Annotated in this window: 22 protein-coding genes and 1 pseudogene; 12 read left to right on the top strand and 11 right to left on the bottom strand. The window is 74.9% G+C overall.

Features of this window, described 5'->3' with window-relative positions; translation table 11 throughout:
- Positions 1-10: 10 nt before the first annotated feature.
- Positions 11-781, top strand: a complete 771-nt coding sequence (locus MTO91_RS16040) for an enoyl-CoA hydratase-related protein (RefSeq protein ID WP_476651707.1) — start codon at positions 11-13, stop codon at positions 779-781.
- A gap of 42 nt (positions 782-823) precedes the next feature.
- The gene (locus MTO91_RS16035; protein ID WP_062395807.1) at positions 824-1,315 is read left to right on the top strand and encodes a MarR family winged helix-turn-helix transcriptional regulator; all 492 of its coding nucleotides are present in this window, start codon (positions 824-826) and stop codon (positions 1,313-1,315) included.
- A 3-nt stretch (positions 1,316-1,318) separates the two neighbouring features.
- Here the strand turns inward: MTO91_RS16035 and MTO91_RS16030 are convergent, their stop codons facing one another.
- Positions 1,319-2,605, bottom strand: coding sequence for an acyl-CoA dehydrogenase family protein (locus MTO91_RS16030; protein ID WP_476651705.1), 1,287 nt, complete (start codon positions 2,603-2,605; stop codon positions 1,319-1,321).
- A gap of 664 nt (positions 2,606-3,269) precedes the next feature.
- On the opposite strand from MTO91_RS16030, the gene MTO91_RS16025 reads away from it, so the two are divergent.
- A complete protein-coding gene (locus MTO91_RS16025) occupies positions 3,270-4,874 on the top strand; it encodes an AMP-binding protein (RefSeq protein WP_476651704.1) in 1,605 nt (534 codons plus the stop codon).
- A gap of 248 nt (positions 4,875-5,122) precedes the next feature.
- Here MTO91_RS16025 and MTO91_RS16020 read toward each other — a convergent pair whose 3' ends face one another.
- The 4 genes and pseudogenes from MTO91_RS16020 to MTO91_RS16005 all read right to left on the bottom strand — a co-directional run bounded on the left by MTO91_RS16020 (position 5,123) and on the right by MTO91_RS16005 (position 9,305).
- Positions 5,123-6,637, bottom strand: coding sequence for a DHA2 family efflux MFS transporter permease subunit (locus MTO91_RS16020; protein ID WP_476651702.1), 1,515 nt, complete (start codon positions 6,635-6,637; stop codon positions 5,123-5,125).
- Positions 6,638-6,713: 76 nt separating this feature from the next.
- Positions 6,714-7,331, bottom strand: coding sequence for a TetR/AcrR family transcriptional regulator (locus MTO91_RS16015; RefSeq protein ID WP_405416719.1), 618 nt, complete (start codon positions 7,329-7,331; stop codon positions 6,714-6,716).
- Positions 7,332-7,408: 77 nt separating this feature from the next.
- Positions 7,409-7,850 (bottom strand): annotated as a pseudogene (locus tag MTO91_RS16010) (tautomerase family protein).
- 126 nt (positions 7,851-7,976) lie between these two features.
- Entirely contained in the window at positions 7,977-9,305 is a 1,329-nt protein-coding gene (locus tag MTO91_RS16005) for a L,D-transpeptidase (protein WP_476651701.1), read from the bottom strand.
- Between the two features lie 108 nt (positions 9,306-9,413).
- Between MTO91_RS16005 and MTO91_RS16000 the strand changes: the two genes are divergently transcribed.
- The 6 genes from MTO91_RS16000 to MTO91_RS15975 all read left to right on the top strand — a co-directional run bounded on the left by MTO91_RS16000 (position 9,414) and on the right by MTO91_RS15975 (position 15,829).
- The gene (locus tag MTO91_RS16000; RefSeq protein WP_476651699.1) at positions 9,414-10,613 is read left to right on the top strand and encodes a cysteine desulfurase-like protein; all 1,200 of its coding nucleotides are present in this window, start codon (positions 9,414-9,416) and stop codon (positions 10,611-10,613) included.
- A 23-nt stretch (positions 10,614-10,636) separates the two neighbouring features.
- Positions 10,637-11,833, top strand: a complete 1,197-nt coding sequence (locus tag MTO91_RS15995; protein ID WP_476651697.1) for an ABC transporter substrate-binding protein — start codon at positions 10,637-10,639, stop codon at positions 11,831-11,833.
- Positions 11,830-12,951, top strand: coding sequence for an iron chelate uptake ABC transporter family permease subunit (locus tag MTO91_RS15990; protein ID WP_476651696.1), 1,122 nt, complete (start codon positions 11,830-11,832; stop codon positions 12,949-12,951). The genes MTO91_RS15995 and MTO91_RS15990 overlap by 4 nt, the downstream gene beginning before the upstream one ends.
- Positions 12,948-13,751: an ABC transporter ATP-binding protein gene (locus MTO91_RS15985; RefSeq protein WP_476651695.1), complete on the top strand. Its 804-nt coding sequence runs from the start codon at positions 12,948-12,950 to the stop codon at positions 13,749-13,751. Before MTO91_RS15990 ends, MTO91_RS15985 begins: the two co-directional genes overlap by 4 nt.
- A gap of 459 nt (positions 13,752-14,210) precedes the next feature.
- Positions 14,211-15,035, top strand: coding sequence for an amino acid kinase family protein (locus MTO91_RS15980; protein WP_476651693.1), 825 nt, complete (start codon positions 14,211-14,213; stop codon positions 15,033-15,035).
- Complete coding sequence (locus MTO91_RS15975; protein WP_476651691.1) at positions 15,032-15,829, top strand: amino acid kinase family protein; 798 nt, start codon at positions 15,032-15,034, stop codon at positions 15,827-15,829. Before MTO91_RS15980 ends, MTO91_RS15975 begins: the two co-directional genes overlap by 4 nt.
- Positions 15,830-15,964: 135 nt before the next feature.
- Here the strand turns inward: MTO91_RS15975 and MTO91_RS15970 are convergent, their stop codons facing one another.
- A complete protein-coding gene (locus tag MTO91_RS15970) occupies positions 15,965-16,639 on the bottom strand; it encodes a TVP38/TMEM64 family protein (protein ID WP_476651690.1) in 675 nt (224 codons plus the stop codon).
- A gap of 130 nt (positions 16,640-16,769) precedes the next feature.
- Here MTO91_RS15970 and MTO91_RS15965 point away from each other — a divergent pair, with 130 nt between their 5' ends.
- Positions 16,770-17,165 (top strand): hypothetical protein, encoded by a 396-nt coding sequence (locus MTO91_RS15965; protein ID WP_346104944.1) that lies wholly within the window; start codon positions 16,770-16,772, stop codon positions 17,163-17,165.
- On the opposite strand, the gene MTO91_RS15960 is transcribed toward MTO91_RS15965, so the two are convergent.
- The 5 genes from MTO91_RS15960 to MTO91_RS15940 all read right to left on the bottom strand — a co-directional run bounded on the left by MTO91_RS15960 (position 17,128) and on the right by MTO91_RS15940 (position 20,764).
- On the bottom strand, positions 17,128-17,469 hold the full coding sequence (locus tag MTO91_RS15960) for a hypothetical protein (protein ID WP_476651689.1): 342 nt from the start codon (positions 17,467-17,469) through the stop codon (positions 17,128-17,130). The two genes, MTO91_RS15965 and MTO91_RS15960, sit on opposite strands and share 38 nt — an antisense overlap.
- An 82-nt stretch (positions 17,470-17,551) precedes the next feature.
- Complete coding sequence (locus MTO91_RS15955) at positions 17,552-18,577, bottom strand: DUF4185 domain-containing protein (protein WP_476651688.1); 1,026 nt, start codon at positions 18,575-18,577, stop codon at positions 17,552-17,554.
- A 9-nt stretch (positions 18,578-18,586) separates the two neighbouring features.
- On the bottom strand, positions 18,587-19,330 hold the full coding sequence (locus tag MTO91_RS15950; protein WP_476651687.1) for an enoyl-CoA hydratase/isomerase family protein: 744 nt from the start codon (positions 19,328-19,330) through the stop codon (positions 18,587-18,589).
- Positions 19,330-19,863: a hypothetical protein gene (locus tag MTO91_RS15945; protein ID WP_251782271.1), complete on the bottom strand. Its 534-nt coding sequence runs from the start codon at positions 19,861-19,863 to the stop codon at positions 19,330-19,332. The genes MTO91_RS15950 and MTO91_RS15945 overlap by 1 nt, the downstream gene beginning before the upstream one ends.
- 31 nt (positions 19,864-19,894) lie before the next feature.
- Positions 19,895-20,764 (bottom strand): alpha/beta fold hydrolase, encoded by an 870-nt coding sequence (locus tag MTO91_RS15940; protein ID WP_476651685.1) that lies wholly within the window; start codon positions 20,762-20,764, stop codon positions 19,895-19,897.
- A gap of 92 nt (positions 20,765-20,856) precedes the next feature.
- On the opposite strand from MTO91_RS15940, the gene MTO91_RS15935 reads away from it, so the two are divergent.
- Positions 20,857-21,387, top strand: coding sequence for a hypothetical protein (locus MTO91_RS15935; protein ID WP_251782273.1), 531 nt, complete (start codon positions 20,857-20,859; stop codon positions 21,385-21,387).
- A gap of 73 nt (positions 21,388-21,460) precedes the next feature.
- Positions 21,461-22,753 (top strand): MFS transporter, encoded by a 1,293-nt coding sequence (locus MTO91_RS15930; protein ID WP_251782274.1) that lies wholly within the window; start codon positions 21,461-21,463, stop codon positions 22,751-22,753.
- Positions 22,754-22,789: the final 36 nt, after the last annotated feature.

The following is a 22,789-nucleotide window of genomic DNA, read 5'->3' as shown; positions in this document are numbered from 1 at the left end:
AGTCACGATCGTGACGGACGGCATGACGGGGACACGGGTGACCACCGAGCGGCACGGGCACGTGCTCCTGATCCGGATGACGCGGCCGGACAAGCGCAACGCCGTCGACGCGGCGATGACGGCGGGGCTCGACGAGGCGCTCAACTCCCTCGACGACGACCCGGACCTGTGGTGCGGTGTGCTCGCCGGGGACGCGACGGCGTTCAGCGCGGGCACCGACCTGGCGGCGGGCTCCGGCGGGCCGACGCCGCGCGGCGGCAACTACGGCGTCGTCCGGCGCGACCGGCGGCGCCCGCTGATCGCCGCCGTCGAGGGCGTCGCCTACGGCGGCGGGTTCGAGATCGTGCTGGCCTGCGACATGGTCGTCGCGTCGACGACGGCGCGGTTCGGGCTGCCCGAGGTCGCCCGCGGCCTGGTCGCGAACTGCGGGGCGCTGTTCCGGGCGCCGCGGCCGCTGCCGCTCAACATCGCCAAGCAGCTGCTGGTCACCGGGCGACCGCTGGACGCCGAGCGCGCGTACACCCTGGGCCTGGTCTCCGAGCTCGTCGAGCCGGGCGGGGCGGAGGCCGCGGCGCTCGCGCTCGCGGCCGCGGTGTGCGAGAACTCGCCGCTGGCGGTGTCGGTGTCGCTGCGCGCGCTGGACCGTGTGGTGTCCGAGCCGGACGAGCGCGGCTGGAACGCCACCGAGATCGCCTCGGCGGCGATCGACCGGTCCGCGGACAGGACCGAGGGGATCGCGGCCTTCCTGGAGAAGCGCTCGCCGCGCTGGACGGGGCGCTGACCCGCGCCCGGTGTGTCGCCGCACGCGACTAGGCTCGTCGGCATGCCTGCCCGGACGCGACGTGAGGACCTGGTCGCGCTGCTGCAGGACTACGCGGGCGAGGCCGAGCTGCTCGGCCAGGAGTTCGCCGGGCGGCACCGGCTGCACCCCACCGACCTGCACGCGCTGCTCGCGGTGATGCGCGCGGACTCCGCGGGCGAACCGCTGACCCCGGGCGTCCTCGGCGCCCGGCTCGGGCTGTCCACGGGTGCGACGACCGCGCTCGTCGACCGCCTGGAGCGCGCGGGCCACGTGCGCCGCAGCCGCGAGTCCACCGACCGGCGGCGGGTGACCCTGCGCCAGGCCGAGAACGCCGCCGAGGTCGGCGGGGCGTTCTTCGGCCCGCTCGGCGCCCGGATGGACGCCGTGCTCGCCGGCTTCGACGACGACGAGCTCGCCGCCGCGGCCCGCTTCCTCACCGCGATGAACGCGCTGGTCGCGGACTACCGCGCCGACCTCGCCGCCGGGCCGGCGCAGAAGTCCACGCCGGCCTGAGCATCAGGCGTTCGCCGCCGCGGTGTCCAGGTACTCCGCGAACTTCCGGCGCGCGGCCTCGGTGCGGGTCGGGACGTGCTCGGTGGGGACCTCCACCGGGGTGTAGCCGCGCAGGATGCGTCGTGCGACGGACTCCTTGTGCACCTCGTCGGGGCCGTCGTAGATGCGCGCGGCACGGGCCGCCCGGTACATCTGCTCCAGCGGCAGATCCCCGGAGAAGCCCAGCGAGCCGTGCACCTGGATCGCGCGGTCGATCACGTCGTGCAGCACCTTCGCGCCCCAGTACTTGATCATCCCGATCTCGATCCGGGCGTTCGAGGCGCCGACCTGGTCCATCGTCCACGCCGCGTGCAGGGTCAGCAGCCGCGCCGCGGCCATGTCCGCAGCGGACTGCGCGATCATGTCCTGCACCATCTGCTTGTCGGCGAGCCGCGTGCCGCTCGCCGTCCGCGACACCGCGCGCTCGCACAGCATGTCGAACGCCCGCCGGGACTGGCCCAGCCAGCGCATCGCGTGGTGGATGCGCCCTGGGCCGAGCCGCTGCTGGGCGAGCCTGAAGCCGTCGCCGGGGTTGCCGACCAGGTTCGTCGCCGGCACCCGGACGTCGCGGTAGAACACCTCGGCGTGGCCGCCGTAGATCTCGCCGCCGACGTCGGGGTGGTCCATCACCGGGATGTCGCGGGCCACGTCGACCCCCGGGGTGTCGGTCGGGACGACGATCATCGAGGCCCGTTGGTACGGGGGCGCGTCCGGGTCGGTCACCACCATCGCGATCAGGAAGTCCGAGCCGGTGGCGTTCGAGGAGAACCACTTGTGGCCGTTGATGACGTAGTCGTCGCCGTCGCGCACGGCCCGGGTGGACAGCATCGTCGGGTCCGCACCGGCGCCGGGCTCGGTCATCGAGAAGCAGGACCGCAGCTCACCGCGCAGCAGCGGGTGCATCCAGCGTTCCTTCTGCTCCGGCGACCCGCCGATCGCGAGCAGCTCGGCGTTGCCCGAGTCGGGGGCCCGGTTGCCGAACACCCCCGGCGCGTAGCGGCACTGGCCGAGGATCTCGTGCATCAGCCCGAGGGAGACCTGGCCGAACCCGCCGCCACCGAGCTCCGGGGGCAGGTGCGCGGCCCACAGGCCCTGCTCCTTGACCTGCTCCTTGAGCGGGGCGGTGATCCGGGCGAAGGTCTCCCGGTCCAGGTCGAGGGTCTCGAGCGGGATGATCTCGTCGCGGACGAAGCCGCGCATCCACTTCAGCTTCTCCTCGAACTCCGGATCGGTGCTGAAGTCCCACGCCATCGCGTCCGCCTCCCGACGAGCCTCGTTGCCACTGCGAACGTAACCCAGCCCGCCACGACGTGGACAGGGCCGCCGCCGAGCCGGTGGTCGACGGGGTCGGTGGTCGGTGGTGCCGGTGGCCGGCGGTGCGGTGGTCGGTGGTGCCGGTGGCCGGCGGTGCGGTGATCGACGGGGCCCGGTGCTCGGTGGTGCCGGTGCTCGGTGGTGCCGGTGGCCGGCGGTGCGGCGATCGACGGAGCAGGTTGTCGACGGAGCCGGCCGTCGGTGGCCGGCCGAACCGGTGATCGGCGATGCGCGCGGTGATCCGCTCCGCGCGCGCGTCCGGACACGCGCGCGGAGTGGATCACCGCGCGGACGGCGGATCACGCGCGGGCTCGCGATCACGCTGCGGTCGGGATCACCGTGCGGTCGGGATCACCGTGCGGTCGGGATCACCGTGCGGTCGGGATCACCGTGCGGTCGGGATCACCGTGCGGTCGGGATCACCGTGCGGTCGGGATCACCGTGCGGTCGGGATCACCGTGCGGGCGGGACCACCGTGCGCGGACGGCGGGTCACCGGGCGGGCGGGTCCACCGTGCGGGCGGGATCACCGTGCGCGGACGCCGGGTCACCGGGCGGGCGGGGCGATTGCGTGCCCGGGCGCCGGCGGGGAGGCTCGGGGGATGACCGACGAGGCTCCCGTCCCCGTCCACCCGGCGGGTGTCCCGGCCGACCTGGTGGACCTGTCCTACGAGCCGCTGACCCCCACGGCGTTCCTCGACCGGGCCGCGGCGGCGCACGGCGACCGGGTCGCGGTCGTCGACGGCGACCTGCGGTTCACCTACACCGAGTTCCGCGACCGCTGCCGGCGCCTGGCGGGCTCGCTCGCCGCGCTGCACGACGGGCGCCCGGTCGCGGTCCTCGTGCCGAACACCCACGTCGGGCTGGAGGCGGCGCACGCGGTCCCGTGGTCGGGGACGGCGCTGGTCGCGGTCAACACCCGGCTCTCGGCGGGCGAGGTCGCCTACATCCTGGAGCACTCCCACGCCTCGGTGCTGGTGGCCGACCCGGTGTTCGACGACCTCGTCGCCGAGGTCGTCACCCGCCTCGACACCCCGCCGCACACGGTGCGGGTCGGCCCGGACTACGAGCGCCTCGTCGAGGAGGGGAAGCCCACCGCGGTGCGGCCCGCCGACGAGCGCGGCCTGCTGTCGATCAACTACACGTCCGGGACCACCGGGAACCCGAAGGGCGTGATGTACCACCACCGGGGCGCCTACCTGCAGGCGCTCGCGATGGTCGGCCACACCGGGCTGACCGCGTCGTCGGTGCACCTGTGGACGCTGCCGATGTTCCACTGCAACGGCTGGTGCTTCCCCTGGGCGGTCACCGCGGCCGCCGCCACCCACGTCTGCCTGCCGAAGGTCGAGCCGGCCCGGATCTGGGAGCTCGTGCGCGACCAGGGCGTCACCCACCTCAACGGCGCCCCCACCGTGCTGTCGATGATCGCCTACGCGCCGGAGGCCGGGCCGGTGGAGACCCCGGTGGCCGTCGCGACCGGGGGAGCACCGCCGAGCCCGGCGATCCTGCGCCGGATGGCCGAGCTCGGGTTCGAGGTGACCCACCTCTACGGGCTCACCGAGACGTTCGGCCCGGCGATGATCTGCGACTGGCGTCCGGAGTGGAACGACCTCGACGCCGACGCCCGGGCCCGGATGAAGGCCCGCCAGGGCGTCGGGAACATGATCGCCTGTGCGGTCCGGGTGATCGACGACGACGGCACCGACGTCCCCGCCGACGGGGAGACGACCGGCCAGATCGCGTTGCGCGGCAACAACGTGATGCTCGGCTACCTCGACGACGAGCAGGCCACCCGCGACGCCGCGCCGGACGGCTGGTTCCGGACCGGCGACATCGGCGTCATGCACCCCGACGGCTACGTCGAGCTCCGTGACCGCTCGAAGGACGTGATCATCTCCGGTGGGGAGAACATCGCCAGCGTCGAGGTGGAACAGGCCATCGCCGACCACCCGGCCGTGCTGGAGGTCGCGGTGATCGCCGTCCCCGACGAGCGGTGGGGCGAGGTCCCGGCCGCGTGGGTGACCCTGCGCGAGGGCGAGAGCGCCACCGAGGACGAGATCGTCGAGCACGTGCGCGGGCGACTGGCGCGGTTCAAGGCCCCCAAGCGGGTCACCTTCGCCGAGCTGCCGAAGACCTCCACCGGGAAGATCCAGAAGTTCGTGCTGCGCGAGGAGGCGTGGGCAGGGGAGGAACGCCGGATCCGCTAGCGGTGACGTGCCCCCGCGGGAGACGGCGACCGGGTCAGGGCGGGTCGGCCACCGGCGCGTCCCGCCGCACCAGCGACAGGGCCGTCTCACCGCCCATCGGCACTCGGTGGGCCCGGGGTGGTGACCCGCCTCGGTCACCACGAGGACCACGTGCGTGCCCGGCGCGACCCGGGCGCCGTCCACCGGGACGGCGAGCCGGCTGTCGGGTCCGGTCACCGCCCGGGCCAGCTCGGCGCCGCCGGCGTCGATCACCGTGCCGACCGCTCCGGCCAGCGGCCGCCCGCGGCCGTCCCGGACGATCCCGCGCCCACGGGTGGGACGCCGCGCATCCGACCGTCGGCGTGGGCGTCGACGGGGGAGCCGACCGCGGTGTCGGGATCCGCGGTGACCCGAGCCGGCCGTCGTTCGGCTGCGGCGAGCACGAGCGCGAGGAGCGCGGCGACGACCGCCGACCCCGCGAGGAGCACCCACCCGGCCCGGACCGAGCCGAACTCCGACGGCAGCCCGGTGGTGTGCACGCCGATCACCGAGACGAGCAGGGCCACGCCCAGCACGGACCCGACCTGGCGGGCGGTGTTGATCAGCGACGAACCCGAACCCCACTGCGGTGCGGGCAGCGCGGAACCGACCACGGACGAGAGCGTGGGCAGGATCAGCCCGACGCCGAGCCCGGTGAGCAGCTGCCCGGGGAGCATGCCTGCGGCGTAGTCGGGCGTGAGGCCCAGGTGGGCCAGCCACCAGACGGGCCCGGCCGCGAAGGCGAGGGCACCGAGTGCCGCCGTCGCACCGGTCCCGATCCGCGCCGACAGCTGACCGGCGAGCCTCGATACGACGACCACGACCATCGGCCCCGGTGCGGGGGCCAGGCCCGCGAGCTGCGCCGTCCAGCCCCAGGTCCCGGTCAGGTAGAGCACGTTCACGACCAGCATCCCGGCGAACCCGCACGTGAAGGCCACCATCGTCAGCGCGGCGAACCCGACGGCCGGCACCCGGACGACGGCGAGGTCCAGGGCCGGGACGGCGTGCCGCCGCGACCGCAGGACGACCGCGACCAGGCCGAGGACCGCGATCCCGCCGGCGGTGAGGACCTCCGCCGAGAGCCACCCGTGATCCGGAGCGCGGACCAGGGCGAAGGCGAGCGCGCCGATGCCCACGACCAGGGCCAGGGCGCCGAGCAGGTCGGGCATCCCGGTCGGTGCGACGTCCGACTCGCGCAGCACCCGCGCCCCGGCCAGCAGCGCCGCGACCCCGACCGGGACGTTCACCAGGAACACCCAGTGCCACGACGCCTGCACGAGCAGCCCGCCCAGGGGTGGGCCCAGCGCCGCGGCGACCGCGCCGATCGAGGCCCACGCGCCGACGGCGCGGCTGCGGTGCTCGGCCGGGTACGCGGCGAGCAGCAGCGACAGCGAGGTGGGCATGACGAACGCCGCCCCCACGGCCTGCACCGCCCGCGCCGCCACCAGCAGCCACACGGTCGGCGCCACCGCGCACGCGACCGACGCGAGCGTGAACACGGCGAGCCCGGTCAGGAGGATCCGCTTGTGCCCGAAGCGGTCGCCGAGCCGCCCGGCGAGGGCGAGGAACGCCGCGAACACCACCGTGTAGCCGTTGAGGATCCACGACATCTGCCCGAGGTCGGTGCCGGGGAACGACGCGCGGATGTCGGGGAAGGCGATGTTGACGATGAACAGGTCGAGGCTGGACAGGAACGCCGCCGCAGACGTGATCAGCAGCACGGCACCGGGCCGGGGCGCGGTCATGGGTGTCCTCTCGTGACGGACCGATCGGTCCGACCCGGCGTACGGGCAGGTGGGACGGGTACGACGGGTCGTGGGGTCAGGCCCCGACGAGGTGCCGGGTGAGCCGTACAGCGGTGTCGGCGCCGCGCCGGACGTCGGCCGGGTCGCGGTGGGCGGCCTGCATGAACAGCCCGTCGACGAGCAGGCAGAGCTCGTCGGCGAGCCGGCCGGGGTCGTCGGTCCCGAGCTCGCCGACCAGTCCGTCGATGATCGCCCGAACGTCCGCCAGGTGTTCCCGGGCCAGGACCGCGGGTGTGTCGGCCCCGGCGGCGGTGTCGGCGGCGTCGGTGGTACCCGCGGCGTCGTCGGCGGGGAACTCGACGAGGTAGTTGCGGAAGGCGCAGCCGCGCGAGCCCGTGCGGGTCACCAGGTCGCCGAGCTCGCCGACCAGCGCGACCAGACGGGCGCGCGGGTCGTCGCCCGCCGCGTCGAGGGCCCGGTGGATCGCGTCCGCCCGACGCTCGCGGACCCGGGCGAGGTAGCCCGCGACCAGGTCGTCCTTGGTGGTGAAGTGCTGGTAGAGCAGGTTCTTCCCGGTACCCGCCTCGTCGATGATCCGGTTCATCCCGATCGCGCGGACCCCGTGCGCGTAGAACAGCCGCGACGCGGTGGTGAGGATGCGCTCCCGGGTGCCCGGGGCGGGGGTGCGAGCCATCCGTCGATGGTAACGGACCGATCGGTCCGGGTGCGCCGTCGTGCCGGGGCCGGCCGGTCCCGCTCCGGGTGCCGGCATCAGAAACGGCTCGCGGCGGCGTCGTCGTAGGGGACCGGTGCGCCGCGCTCGGCCCACAGGCGCTCGCCCGGGGTCCCGGGGCCCGGTGGGCGCATCCCCTGGATGAGCCAGAGGTCACGGGAGGTCTCGTCGACGTGGAGCTCCCAGTCCAGGGAGCGCTCGGCCATGAAGGGGGTCAGGAGGTCGCCGACCCGCCCGATCAGACGGTCGCGCGCGGACGCGTCGGGCAGGGTGCGGGCGATGTGGTCCACCTGGATCCGGACGAACCGCTCCCGGGGGGGCTCCGCCGATGAACAGGGCGCCGGGCTCGGCCGCCTGGAACACCACGCCGACGTAGAACGACGGCAGCACGGAGTAGATCCCCGTGATGCCCTCGGCCAGGGTGCGTCGGTCGTCGGGGCCGAGGCAGTCCGCGCTGTGGTGGACGGTCCAGAGGGGCATGGGGCGCCTTCCGTCGGTGCCGGGTCGGGTCGACCATTGCGGACCGATCAGTCCCGGACCAAGCGGTCCGGTTCGTGCGGAGGCGTCCCCGGCGGGCGGTCCACCGGAGGACCGGGGAAGGGGCGGTCAGGACAGCGCGCTCAGCGAGCGCCACTCGTCCCAGGGGATCGTCCAGTCGTAGAGGTCGCCGTCGCGGGCGGTCAGCGGCTGCGAGCTGCCGGTCACCTCGACCGGGTCGCCGAACACGGCGCCCGCGAAGAACTCCTTCGCGTCACGGGTGGACAGGTTGATGCAGCCGTGGCTGACGTTGCGGTTGCCCTGTGCCCACGACGAGGCGGGGTTGGCGTGGATGAACTCGCCGTTGTTGGAGATCCGGACCGCCCAGAACTGGGGCTCGTCGACGTAGCCGTAGTCGGGGTTGCTCATCAGCACCTTCTCCGACCTGGCCATGACCACGTGGATGCCCGAGCGGGTCACCCGGCGGGGGTCGGACTCCAGGCCGTAGGAGGCGTCGTAGCGGGCGACCTCCGCGCCGTCGCGGACGACGACGATCGCGTGGCTGCGGGTGTCGGCCTTCACGATCTGGCTGCGTCCCACGGTGAAGGTCCGGTCCAGGTCCTCCGTCATGAAGGTGCCGTCGCCCAGGTCGAGGCCGCGCAGCGCGCCCCGCACGTGGACCTGCGTGTGCGCGGGCCAGTAGGCCTTCGGGCGGTAGTGCACCCGCGAGCCCTCGGCGGTGTCGGGCAGCCACGCCCAGGCACCCTCGACCGTCCGCGACGCGGTGACACGCAGCGCCCGCTCGACGGTGGCCTTCGCGGCGTCGGGGAGCTTCTCGCCGAAGGTGAGCACGACCGGGGCGCCGATGCCGACCTCGCCGCCGTCGCGGATGTTCATGGTGGCGTCGACGGTGTCGTCGGGGTCGACGGTGGTGAACGGGGCCGGGGGCACCGGGCGCCGGTCCTGCGGGCCCAGCACCCAGCTGCCCGACCAGTGGTAGGTGGTGGCGAGGTCCAGCGGCTCGGTGGCGGTCCAGCTGCGGCCGTCGGGGGACAGGGTGCCCGCGACGGTGACCGGCCCGTCGTCGCCGTCGGCGGTGAGTGCGACGCCGTCGAGGGTCCCGGTGCTGACCTCGGTGCGGACCGGGCTGCGCGGGGCGACCGGGGCACCGCCGGCCGGGACGCTGGTGAGGACCTCGGGGACGGGGGGTGCGGGCGGCACGGCCGGGGCCGGACGGAGGCGGTCGACGGCACCGGCGAGGTTGCGGGCCAGCGAGTCGACGCCGCCGCCGACGGTGTCACCGATCCGGCCGCCCGCCATCGCGGCGGTCCCGCCCGCGAGCAGGACCACCAGTGCGACCAGCGAGGTCGCGAGCACCGCCCAGGTGCGGCGGTGCACCGAGCGTCGCCGCCGGCGTGGGGTGTGGCGCCCGCGCGAGTGCTCCCAGGACCTCGACATGCCGAGGATGATGGCCCGCATGTCACCCACACGGGCGGTACGACACCCCGACGACATGTGATCGTTGCCCGGGCGCGTCCGGGGCGCCGACGTGACAGGGTTCCGGCCATGAGCTACGACGTCGCCGCCGTCCGCAGCCGTTTCCCCGCCCTGCGCGCCGGGATCGCCCACTTCGACGGGCCCGGCGGCTCCCAGGTCCCCGACGCCGTCGCCGGGGCGGTGGCCGCCGCCATGACCTCGCCGCTGGCCAACCGCGGGACGGTCACCAGCGGTGAGCGCGCCGCCGACGCGATCGTGCTCGGCGCCCGCGCCGCGACCGCCGACCTGCTCGGCGCGGACCCGCGCGGGATCGTGTTCGGGCGCAGCATGACCGCGCTGACCTTCGACCTCGCCCGCACGCTGGCCGCGACCTGGTCGCCGGGCGACGAGATCGTCGTGACCCGCCTCGACCACGACGCGAACATCCGCCCCTGGGTGACCGCCGCGCAGGCGGCCGGGGTGACGGTCCGGTGGCTCGACTTCGACCCCGCCACCACCGAGCTCGACGACGTGACGCCGCTGCTGTCCGACCGCACCCGGCTCGTCGCGGTGACCGGGGCGTCCAACCTGGTCGGGACCCGCCCCGACCTGCCCGCGATCGCCGCAGCCGTGCATGCCGCCGGGGCGCTGTTCATGGTCGACGGCGTGCACCTGACCGCCCACGCCCCGATCGACGTCGCCGCGGTCGGCGCCGACTTCTACGCCTGCTCGCCCTACAAGTTCCTCGGCCCGCACTGCGGGGTGCTCGCCGCCGACCCGGCGCTGCTGGAGACCCTGCGCCCGGCGAAGCTGGCGCCGTCGAGCGACGCGGTGCCCGAGCGCTTCGAGCTCGGCACCCTGCCCTACGAGCTGCTCGCCGGGACCACCGCCGCCGTCGAGTTCCTCGCCGCCCTGGACCCGTCGGCGACCGGGGACCGCCGGGCGCGGTTGCAGGCGTCGATGGCCGCGGTGGAGGAGCACGAGCGGCCGCTGCGCGAGCGCATCGAGACCCACCTCGCCGCCCTGCCCGGGGTCACGGTGCGCTCCCGGGCGGCCCGGCGGACCCCGACCCTGCTGGTGACCTTCGACGACCGCGACGCCGCCGACGCCTACCGGCACCTGGCGCAGCGACGGATCGCGGCGCCCGCCTCGTCGTTCTACGCGCTCGAGTGCTCGCGGCGGCTCGGCCTGGGGGACACCGGATCCCTGCGGATCGGGCTCGCCTGCTACACCGACGACGCCGACGTCGACCGGCTCCTGGACGGGCTCTCCGACTTCGTCGGGGCCTGATCCACATATGTGAGACTGTTCAGGTGACGCGTCCTCGGTGGGTCCTCGCGGCCCTGCTCGCACTGTCCGTCGTCGCCGGGTGCTCGGCACCCGCCGCGGCACCGCAGGCCCCCGGCGGGACCGGAGCGGCGGCACAGGACTGCGTGCCCGGCGCCGGATCCGCCCCGGACGACACGGTCGCCTTCGGCCACGCCACCAACGTCACGATCACCGGCGGCGACGGCTACCGGGTCCTGACCGTCCGCACGCCCTTCCCGGGTGGGCAGCCGCAGTCGGTCGTGCTCGTCGGCTGCGGACAGGGCGACCCGGCGCTGCCCGCGGCGCTCGCCGGGGCCCCGGTGGTGCACACCCCGGTGAGCGGGATCTTCGCCGGCTCGACCACCCAGCTGCCGATGATCACCGAACTGGGTGGGCTCGACCGGATCACCGGCGTCGGCGGGGCCGCGCTGGTCACCGACCCGGCCGTGCGCGGTCGCGTCGAGTCCGGTGCCGCCGTCGACTTCGCGCCGAACTCCACGATCGACGCCGAGGCCGTCGTCGCCGCCGCGCCGCCGGTCGTGCTGTCGGCGGGGACCGACGACCCGGCCTTCCCGGCGCTGGCCGCCGCCGGGATCCCGGTGGTCGGCTGGGCGGACTACCTGGAGACCGGCCCGCTCGGCCAGGCCGAGTGGATCAAGGTCGTCGGTGCGCTGACCGGGCAGGACGCCCGCGCCGCGGAGGTCTTCGACGGCATCGCGGGCCGCTACACCGACCTCGCCGGTCGCGTGCGCGGCCTGCCGCCGACCCCGATCGTCGCCGGGCAGCCCTACCAGGGCACCTGGAACGTCCCGGCCGCCGAGTCGACCGCGGGCATCCTCTTCCGCGACGCCGGCGCCACCTGGCTGGGCGCCGGGATGCCCGGCACCGGCACCCAGGCGCAGTCGCTGGAGCGGGTGCTGGCCGACGACGGCGACGCCCGCATCTGGCTCGCCGACGGCCCGTTCGCCACGACCGCCGACGTCGCGACACTCGACCCGCGGCTGTCCTCGCTCGCCGCGGCCCGCCCCGGCGGGCAGCTGTGGACCCGCGACAGGGCCACCACCGCCGACGGCGGCAACGCCCTCTACGAGCGCGGCGCGCTCCACCAGGACGAGATCCTCGCCGACCTCGTCGCGATCCTGCACCCGCAGGCCCTGCCCGGGCACGCGTTCACCTACTACCGGCAGGTGCCCGCCGGATGAGGCCGGCCGCGCCGGCGTCGCCCGCTCCGGCGACCCGGGTCCCGGACCGGGCCGGACAACGCTCGGGACGCCGGGCGCCGCTGGTCCTGGCCGTGCTCGCCACCGGTGTCGTCGTGCTGTTCGCCCTGGCCGTCTCGACCGGGTCGGTGGTGATCGGGCTCGACCGGACGCTGTCGGCGCTGCTCGGCATCGGCACCACCGACGCCCGGCTCGACCTGCTCGTCACCGACCTGCGGGTCCCGCGGGCGGTGACCGCGGCGGCCGTCGGCGTCGGGCTGGGCACCGCGGGGCTGCTCACCCAGACCCTGTTCCGCAACCCGCTGGCCGAGCCCTACGTACTCGGGGTCAGCGCCGGAGCCGGGCTGGGCGTCGCGCTGGTGACCACGCTCGGCGCGGCCGCGGGGACCGCCGCGTTCGCCACCGGCGGGCTCGGCGCCGCACCGGTCGTCGGGGGGCGGCTCACGACGGTCGTGGCCGCGGCGGTCGGTGCCGCCGCCGTGCTCGCGCTGGTGCTGGCACTGTCGCGGTTCGCCCGGTCGGTCACCGCACTGCTCGTGATCGGCGTGATGCTGGGGTCGGCGGTCACCTCGGTGGTCAGCCTGCTGCTGGTCTGGACCGACCCGCGCACCGCGCAGCAGTACCTGATGTGGGGCCTCGGCTCGGTGTCCGGCGTCGGCCGCGGCGAGCTGCCGGTCCTCGGCGGGATCGTCGCGGCCGGGCTGCTGGCGGTGATCCTGCTGGCCAAGCCGCTCGACGGGCTGTTGCTCGGCGACGACTACGCCCGCACCGCCGGTGTCGACGTCGCCCGGGTGCGGCTGGTCGTGCTGCTCGTCGCCGCCGTACTGGCCGGGACGGTCACCGCGTTCTGCGGACCGATCGGGTTCCTCGGCATCGCCGTGCCGCACCTCGCCCGGATGGCGGTCGGCACCTCGCGGCACCGGGTGCTCGTCCCGGCCACCGCCCTGACCGGTGCGCTGGTCGGGCTGGCCTGCGCGGTCGTCGCGAACCCGCCGGGGCTGGGCACGGTGATCCCGCTGAACGTGGTGACCTCGCTGGTCGGGGCGCCGGTCGTGATCGCGGTGCTCCTGCGCTCCCGACGCCTGGGCGCGGCCTGGTGAGCGCCGGGCTGGTGCTGTCCGGGCTCGACGTCGGGTACGCCGAGGGCGGGGCGCTGCGCCGCGGCCGGGTGCGCCCGGTGCTGTCCGGGGTGGACGCCGTCGCCGCACGGGGCGAGCTGACCGTGCTGCTCGGGGCGAACGGCGCGGGCAAGTCCACCCTGCTGCGGACCCTCGCCGGGCTGCTGCCCGCGCTGGGCGGCACGGTCACCCTCGACGACACCGACCTGCTCGGGCTGCGCGCACCGGAGCGGGCCCGCCGGGTCGGGGTGGTGCTGACCGACCGGCCGGACCCGGGGCAGCTGACCGGCCGCGACGTCGTCGAGCTGGGGCGGCTGCCGCACACCGGCGCCACCGGCGTGCTCACCGCCGACGACGAGGCCGCCGTCGACGCCGCGATCGACGCGGTCCGCGCCGGCCCGCTGGCCGGACGCCCGCTGGCCCGGATGTCCGACGGCGAGCGGCAGCGGATGATGGTCGCCCGCGCACTGGCCCAGCAGCCCTCGCTGCTGCTGCTCGACGAGCCGAGCGCGTTCCTCGACGTCTCCTCCCGGGTCGCGCTGCTCGGCACGCTGCGCCGGCTGGCGGGAGAGCAGGACCTCGCGGTGCTGTTGTCCACCCACGACCTGGAGCCGGCACTGCGTCTGGCGGACCGGGCCTGGCTGCTCGACGGCGCGGGCGCGCTGCACACGGGGACGCCCGGTGAGCTGGCGGCCTTCGGGGCGGTGGGGGCGGCGTTCGACACCGACGAGCTGGCCTTCGACGCGCCCACCGGCACCTTCCGCCTCCGCACCCCAGGGTGACCGCGTCCGCGCCGCCCTTCCCGCACCCGGCCGCGCCGCCGGCGCCACCGCTCCCGGCCGCCCGGGAGGTACCCGGTCCGACGGCGGGCGGCCGCCGCCCCACCGGACCCGCGCCGCATGGCGTCCGACCGCACCGCACACCTCCGGACATGGGCGGCGGGACCGGAACCTGTGCGACGCCGCGCGTGTGCCGCGGGTGCGGGGTCGGAGCGCGGGATGAGTCGGAGCTGCGGAACGGACGCCGGACAGTGGTGTGGATCACTCGGATGGGGTCGAGACCGGCGGATGCGGGCCGGTCGTGCACGACCGGCCGCGCCGACGGCGCGGCGCCCGGTCCCGGTACCGCAGTCCGGTCGGGGTGTCCGTGGCGTCGTCGGGCACGACGCGGCCCGGAGTCGCTAGGTTCGCGCCGGACGCGCCGCCCGTCCGGGTGCGCGCATCGGAACACGAGGAGATGCGATGACGCACGCCGCGAGCGCGGCCGAGCTCGAGTCGCTGCTGCTGACCCGGTCGCTCGACGACCCGGAGCTCGCCGCGGCCACCGAGCGGACCCCCGACATCCGGGTCCTGCCCGACGTGTCCGTGGTCAAGGTCGGCGGCCAGAGCTTCATGGACCGCGGCCGCGAGGCCGTGTTCCCGCTGGTCGAGGAGCTCCTGGAGGCCCGGTCCGCGCACCGGCTGCTGATCGGCACCGGCGGCGGCACCCGGGCCCGGCACGCGTATTCCCTGGCCGCCGGGCTCGGCCTGCCCACCGGTGTGCTCAGCTCGGTCGGCAGCGCCGTCGCCGGGCAGAACGCCACCATGCTCGGCTACCTGATGGCCCGGCACGGGGTGCCGGTCGCCGGGGGCGGGTTCGACGCGCTGCCGCTGTCGCTGTCCGAGGTCCGCGCGGCGATCTTCGCCGGCATGCCGCCGTACGCCATGTGGCAGCCGCTGCCCGACGAGGGCGTCATCCCGCCCTACCGCACCGACGCCGGCTGCTACCTGGTCGCCGAGACCTACGGCTGCAAGAACATGATCTTCGTCAAGGACGAGGACGGTCTCTACACCGCGAACCCGAAGAACGACCCGTCGGCGACCCTGATCCCCGAGATCACCGTCGACGAGCTCGTCGAGCGGGACCTGCCCGACCTGATCGTCGAGCGCCCGGTGCTGGAGCTCATGCGGCACGCGACGCACGTCCGCTCGATCCAGATCGTCAACGGTCTCAAGCCCGGCAACCTCACCCGCGCGCTCGCCGGCGAGCACGTGGGCACGATCATCACCGCGGGAGACGCCCGATGAGCACCACCCACCCCAAGGACGTCGAGTCCCCGCTGGCCCGCCAGACCCTGCTCGACCGCGAGCAGGTCCGCCCCGTCGACCAGCAGCAGCCGGTCATCCGGATGCTGCCCCGCCTGCGCGTGGTCGTGCTCGGCGGCCGCTCGATCGTCGACCGCGGCCGCGACGTGCTGCTGCCGCTCGTCGAGGAGCTGCGCGCCGCGATCTCCGGCGACCCGCTGCTGATCGCCACCGGTGCCGGGATCCGTGCCCGGCACGCGCTCGGCGTCGGCCTCGACCTCGGCCTGCCGACCGGTGCGCTCGCCGAGATCGCCGGCCGTGAGGCCGAGCAGAACGGGCACCTGGTCGCCGCGCTGCTCGCCGAGCAGGGCGTCGCCTACCTCGGGCACGACACCGTCGCCCACCAGCTGCCGGTGCACCTGGCCGCGTCGAACGCCGCCGTCACCAACGGCTACCCGCCCTACGGCGTGCACGAGCTGCCGACGGCGGCCGGGAAGATCCCGGCCCACCGCACCGACACCGGCGCGCTGCTGCTGGCCGACGCGTGGGGCGCGGCCTCGCTGACCTACGTCCGCGACGTCGGCGGCGTGCTCGACGGGGACACCCTGCTCCGCGAGGCGTCCGCGGCCGACCTGCTCGCCGACGCCGCCCGGACCCTGCCGATCGACCGCGAGGCGCTGCGCACGCTGCAGCGCGCCCGGCACGTCCGGTCGGTGCAGATCATCGACGGGACCGTCGCCGGGAACCTGACGAAGGCCCTCGCCGGGGAGCACGTGGGGACCGTCGTCTCGGCCTGACCTCCGGATCGATCAGTACCTCAGGGCGGTCGGGGGACGGGCGAACAGCGCTGAGGTACTGATCGACATCGGCGTGGCCCGGGACTCGGCGGGCGCGGCCCGGGCGGCGCCGGGGCGGGGTCGGGCAGCCGGGCCTCAGCCCACCGGGACCGGCGGGACCGGCGGAGCGGCACCGGGCTCCGTGCGTCGCCGCCGTCGTCGCCCGGCGACGAGTGCGGCGGCCGTCAGGAGCACCAGCCCGGCTACGGCCGCCACGAACGGCACCGAGGCCGGGTCCCCGCCGTAGGCGCCGATCGTCACGAACGCCACCGCCGAGGGCGCCACCCCGAGCACCGACCCGGCCAGGTAGTCACGCAGCCGGATCGCGGTCAGCCCGCAGGCGTAGCTCAGCACCGGGAACGGGATCACCGGCAGCAGCCTGCCCCCGGCGACGGCCCACAGCCCGCCCCGGCGCAGCCGCGCGTCGAGACGGCGGATGCGGGCGCTGCCGATCCCGGCGACGACCTCGCGGCCCAGCGTCCGCGACAGCACGAAGCCGATCAGCGAGCCCACGGCGACGGCGGTCATCGTCGTCGCCAGGCCGACGGGCAGGCCGAACAGGACCCCGGCGGCGATGCCCATCACGGTCGCGGGCGCCGGGACCAGGGTGAACCCGACGAACAGCAGGGTGAACAGGACCGGTGCCGCCCAGCCCGCGGACGCCGTCGTCGCACGGACGCCCTCGACCGTCGGCCAGCCGGTGACCAGCAGTACCGCGGAGCCCGCGGCCACCAGCGTCACCAGCAGCACGGGCCGCCACCATCGGGCCACCGTCGACCACCTCCACCCGGGTCTACGAGTACGGGTACCCGCGGGGTTCGGGTGAGCACCGGCACGGACCGGTGAACGGCGACCGGTGTGCGGCGGACGACGGTGTCCGGTATGACACAGTCTCGGCCTGATGAGACGTCCTGCGCGCACCCGCACCCTGCTGGGGTGGATCGCCGTCGCGTTCGTCGGGGCGTGGATCGTCGGGACCGTCACGCTGATCGCGGCGGCGGGGGAGCGCGGTGCCGACGACCGGGCCGCGCTCTACGAGCGGGGCGAGGCCGCGCTGCGGACCCCCGACGGTGGCGGCGCCCGGCTGCACGAGCTGCTGCTCGACGCCCCGGACCGCGGATTCGTCGACGACTACGTCGAACGCCTCCAGGCGGCCGGGGCGCCCGCCGTGCTGCCCACCGGGCCGGACCGGGTCGAGGTGCGCTCGGGACCGGTGCTGGTGACGTTGTCGGTCACCGAGGAGGCGGGCCGCTGGTACTTCAGCCTCCTGCCGCCCGGGGAGCGGGAACCGGGCTGACCACCGGGCGCCACCACGGCGTCCGCGACCGGGGCGCCGGCCCGGGGCCGGCCGCGACGACGACACCGGGGAACCCGGTCAGCAACCGCGGCACCGCGCGGCGCAGCCGTCGCACGGCGGCGGCGCCGTCGACGTCGTCGAGGCGCGCCTGCAGGAACAGCCCGCCCTCGTGGCGCGCGGTCCGCACCCGGGACAGCTCGGGCAGCGTCCGCGCCAGCACGCGCAGCTCCTCGGCGGTGAGGGGACAGCCACCGACGACGACCGTCGCGGTGAAGGGGCGCGTCCCGTCGTGCTCCGAGCTCATGGAGTCCCCTACGAGCGGAGCCCCCGTCCGGATGCGGTCCCGGCCGGGAGATACCCACTTCTCATGACGCCGGGACCTGGGGTTACTCCGTCCGCAGCAGCTCCGTGACGTCCGTCCGGAACTGCATCGCCCGGTAGGGCCAGTTGGTCGTGGTGTTCCACTGGCTGACGACCAGGTGCAGGTCGTCGAGCGTCGAGCCGGGGACGACGTAGCCGCCGTAGAGCTGTGCGACGCGGCCGGTGGCGTGGTCCTCGTCGTCCCAGCCGCAGCCGGTGAGCACCGTGGTCCGCGGGGCGCGGTGCAGGTCGGCGTTCGGGCGGTCGAGCAGCAGTGTGTCGATCCGGTAGTTCCCGGCGTCGAAGACGGTGAGCAGCAGGTGCTCGCGACCGTCCGGGCCGGGCACCCGGCGCAGGTTGAGCTCGCCGAACGCGCCGGGGAGGGTCAGCGTCGGCGGGTTGCCCCAGTCCCAGCGCTCCCCGGCGAAGCCCCACGGCTCCCACGCGTCGCGGTCGGTGATCCGGTCGGCGGGCACCCGGTGCAGCAGCAGGCCGTCGCGGCGCTGGAAGCCGGTGGTGTAGGCGTAGACGTAGCCGTCGCCGCCCTCGCACCAGGTCAGCTGCTGGAACAGGCCGTCGTGGTGGTCGCCGGGCCAGTCGCAGCCGGTCCGCTGCCAGGTGACGCCGTTGTCGCGGGAGGCGACGATCTCGCTCCACAGCACGTTGCCGAGGCCCTTGTTGGCCATGACGTGCAGGTACATCGTGTCGCCGACGGTGATGACGTCGGCCGGCAGGATCGTGGTGACGCGCCGGTGCAGCCGGAACCAGTTCGTCGCCGGCTTGCTGACCAGGCGGCAGGCGTAGTCGGCCGTGTCGCCGCCGGAGCCGGTCCAGCGCAGGCCGCCGCGGACGTCGTCGGGGTCGGCGAACAGCACGACCGGGGAGCGCCAGCCGGGCCCGCCGACACCGGCCCGGTCGAACGTGTCGCCGAAGACGGCGACCAGGCGCCCGTCCGGGGCGGTGGCGAGGATGCCGAGGTCGGTGCCGCCGATCCCGAACCGGTCGGTGTACCCGGGCCCGGTCAGGTCGGCGATCTTGGTCGTGACGGCCATGGCGCGACCCTACGGGCGGTACCGCGCGATCGCGTCGCGGGTCGCGGGCAGCGCGAACACCTCCGCGAAGGTGTCGACGCTCGCCTCCACCGAGCCGGTGATGCCCTGCTCGCGCCAGGTCTCGAGCAGCTCCTTCTGCGCCGACAGGACCTCGCGGGTCGGGGCGAGCAGCGTCGCGACGAGGTCGTCGACGGCGGCGTCGAGCCCGGCGGGGGAGTCGACGAGCCGGTTCACCAGCGGCGCCGTCCCGGGCTCGTCGACCCGGTGCACGCTGCCGGTCAGGACCATCTCCTGGGCGAGTGCGGCACCGACGTAGCGGGGCAGCAGCGCCGCGTCGACCACCGACGGGATCCCGAGGCGCACCTCGGGCAGCCCCACCCGCACCCCGGCGTGGGCGACGCGCAGGTCGCAGGCCAGCGCCAGCTCGAACGCCGCACCGAGGCAGGCGCCGTTCAGCCGGGCGATCGTCGGCACCGGTGCGGTGCGCACCGCGCGCAGGCAGGTCGCGAGCCGGGTGATGATGGCGCGACCGTCGCCGGGGGCGGCGTCGCGGAACACGTCGAGGTGCATCCCGGCGCCGAACGCGCGGTCCCCGGCCCCGGTGACCACCACGACCCGCACCCGGTCCGGGAGGTCGGTGACGGCCCCGGTGATCGCGTCGACGTCGCCCGTGTGCAGTGCGTTGGCGGCCTCGGGACGGTCCAGGGTGACCGTCCGGACCGCGCCGTCGTCGTGCACCCGCGGAGTCCCCATCAGTGCACCGTCCACGGCGGCGGGGCCGTGCGTGGGGGGCGTCGCCGCAGCACCAGGACCAGCACCAGCAGCACGATCGCGCCGACGCCGGCCGCGACCGTCGTCAGGATCGCCAGGATCAGCGGGGCGATCCCGGCCGCGGCGACGACCAGCGCGACCCCGATCCCGCGTGCCCCCGGCGCGGCGGACAGCGTGAAGACGCCCGGCTCGTCGACCTCGAACGACCCGATCAGGAAGCCGGAGCGGGCACCGACGGAGTAGGTCTCGTCCATCGTCGCCGGGACCAGCGGCACCGGGCCGGACGGGCCGGTCACCGTCGGGAGCGCGTCGGCGGAGCCGTAGCCGCTGCGGGTCTCCAGGTACACCCAGCGGGTCCCGGGCCCGGTGACCGCGACGGGACCGCCGGTGGTCGCGGGGACGGCGACGTCCGCGGGCAGCCCGGCCCAGCGCACCCAGGACAGCAGCGCCAGGAGCGCCAGCACCGCGACCGCCGCTCCGCCGATCCACCGCCATCCCCGGACCACGACGATCATCGGACCACAGCGGCGGCCGCGACGACAGGTCCTACCGGGCGGCCGCCGCGGCCACCGCGTCGGCGAACACCTGCGGCGCCTCGACCGGGACGAAGTGCCCGACGCCGTCGACGGGGGTGACGGTCACGTCGGCGAAGAACTCCCCGACCCGGTCGGACCAGTCGCGCGGGAACAGCGGGTCGTGCTCGGGCCACAGGAACGTCGTCGGGACGGTGACGCGGTCGGCCGGGTCGGGTGTGGTCTCGGCGAGTGAGCGGGCCACCGCGCCGCCGCCGGAGCGGTACCAGTTGATCGACGCGACGAACGCGCCCGGCGCCCCGTACGCGACGGCGAGCTGGTCGAGGCGCTCGTCGTCGGGGGTGAACTCCGGGCCGGACCAGTGCGACCAGAAGTGGCGCAGGTACGCGCGGGCGGCACGGGCGTCGCCGTCGACGAGCTCGCGGGCCAGGTCGAGCTGGTGGAAGGACTGGTACCAGAACTCGCGCACGGGCCGCTCCGCGAGGATCCGCCGCCCGACCCCCGGCGCGGGCGGGGTGACCACGAGCGCGCGCAGCAGGCCGGGCCGGTCCTTCGCGACCTGCTGGCCGACGCGGCTGCCGACGTCGTAGCCGGCGACGACCACCTCGGACAGGTCCAGCTCGACCAGCAGCGCCGTCAGCGAGCGCGCCTGCGCGGCCGCCGAGTACTGCTCGGCCGGGTCGCGGTCGTGGGAGTCGGACCCGCCGAACCCGCGCAGGTCCGGAACGACGACGTCGTGCGCGGGGGCCAGCCGCTCGGCGACGGCGGTCATGTCCGTCCGGTCGCCCGGCCAGCCGTGCAGCAGCAGGACCGGCGGCGCGCCGGGCTCGCCGTGACGGTCGTAGGCCAGTCGGAAGCCGTCGGCGGCGGCGGACAGGGGCATCGCGGGGACCCTCCGGGATCGTGGGACGGGCGGCTCGGTGTACCGAGAAATGATGATGGGGTGCCCGGGGCGCGACGGCGATACTCGCGCGTGTGAGTGAGCGCCGGAACCCCGACGTCGAGGTCGACTGGGACGACCCGGAGACCCCCACCCCGGGCTGGATGGGGTTCCTGCTGGCGCTGTGGCTGCTGCTCGCGCTCGCCTGCGGCTGGTTCGCCGTCGACGACCTGCGCCTGGCCACCGGCTCGGTCGGCGCGCCCGGGGTCCTGGAGGTCACCGACTGCACCGACCTGGGGGAGGGCCGCTACGACTGCAACGGCCTGTTCCTCCCCGACGCCGGCGGTGACCCGATCGCCGTCGACGCCTCGCCGGACTCGTCGGCCGGGGAGGTCGTCGCGGCGCAGCTGACCCCCGCAGGTGACCGTGCGGTGCCCACCGGGACGACCGGGGTGCTCGCCGCACTGACCCTGCCGTTCCTCGGCGTCGCCCTGCTCGGCTACCTGCCCTGGACGACGGCGGTGGTGCTCGGCACCCGCCGCGGCCGCCGCGGGCTCGCCGTGCTCGGGCACGTGGTGACGCTCGTCTTCGGGACCGCGACGATCGTCGGCCTGGTCCTCTCCTGACCAGTCCGGTCGATTTGTCGGGCTGTAACGGTTACCGTTCGCCGACCGTTCGGCCGACACGTCAGGGGGAACCGTGTCCCAGGCACCCACCACCGGAACGACGGAACGTCACCGTCTCCCGGTCCGGACGCTGGTCGCGGCGTCCATCGGCAACGCGGTCGAGTGGTACGACTGGACGATCTACGCGACGTTCTCGATCTACTTCGCGACGCAGATCTTCCCGCCCGAGAACGCGGCGCTGGCCCTCATCTCGACGCTCGCGACCTACGCGCTCGCCTTCTTCTTCCGGCCGCTGGGCGGTCTGCTGCTGGGCCGGTTCGCCGACCTCAGGGGCCGCCGGACCGCGATGCTGGTGACCATCCTGCTGATGGCGGGCGGGTCGTTCGTCATCGGCCTGCTGCCGACGTTCGCGATGATCGGCTGGTTCGCGCCGGTGCTGCTCCTGCTCGCGCGCATCGCGCAGGGCATGTCGCTGGGCGGCGAGGTCTCCAACGCCTCGGCCTACCTCGCCGAGATCGCCCCGCGCGAGCGGCGCGGGCGCTACTCGTCGTTCTTCTACATCTCCACCGGCACCGCGGTGCTGTTCGCCTCCCTCACCGGCTTCGTGCTGGCCGCGACGCTGACCGAGGACCAGCTGGCCTCCTGGGGCTGGCGGATCCCGTTCCTGCTCGGCGGGGTGCTCGGGATCATCGGGCTCTGGATGCGGCGCCAGATGAGCGAGACCGAGCAGTTCGAGGACAACAAGGAGTCCGCGGCCCGGATCCGCAACCCGCTGATGCTGACCCTGCGTGAGCACCCGAAGGCGGTCGCGCAGCTCGTCGGCTTCACGATCCTGCACACGCTCTGCTACTACACGTTCTTCTCCGCGCTGACCCCGTTCGCGACCCGCTCCCGCGGCGCCGACGCGACGGAGGTGTTCCTCGCGCTGTCGATCGCCACGGCGATCTTCGTGCTCCTGCAGTACCCGATGGGGGCCGCCGCCGACCGGTACGGCCGCAAGCCGCAGATGCTGGTCTGGTCCGCGGCCACCGCGGTGCTCGTCGTGCCGCTGTCGTTCCTGATCGGGCCCGGTTTCTGGAACATGTTCGTCGTGTTCGTCGTCGGGCTGGGGCTCTACACGGCGATGACCTCGGTCGCGCCGGCGATCATGAGTGAGCTGTTCCCGACCAAGGTCCGCGCCCTGGGCATCGGCGCCTGGTACAACCTGACCGTCGCCGTGTTCGGTGGGACCGCGCCGCTGGTCATCGCCTCGCTGCAGGAGGCGGACCTGGCGATCCTGTTCTTCGTCTACGTCGCCGTCGGGGCGGTGATCTCCTTCGTCGCGGTGCTGACCCTGCCGGAGACGAAGGGCTCCGCGCTGCGCTGACCGGTACTCTCCATCGAAACGTCGCCGTTTCGATGG

This window comes from Pseudonocardia sp. 2-7, from assembly GCF_056341085.1.
This window is presented reverse-complemented; position numbering and strand designations above follow the sequence as displayed.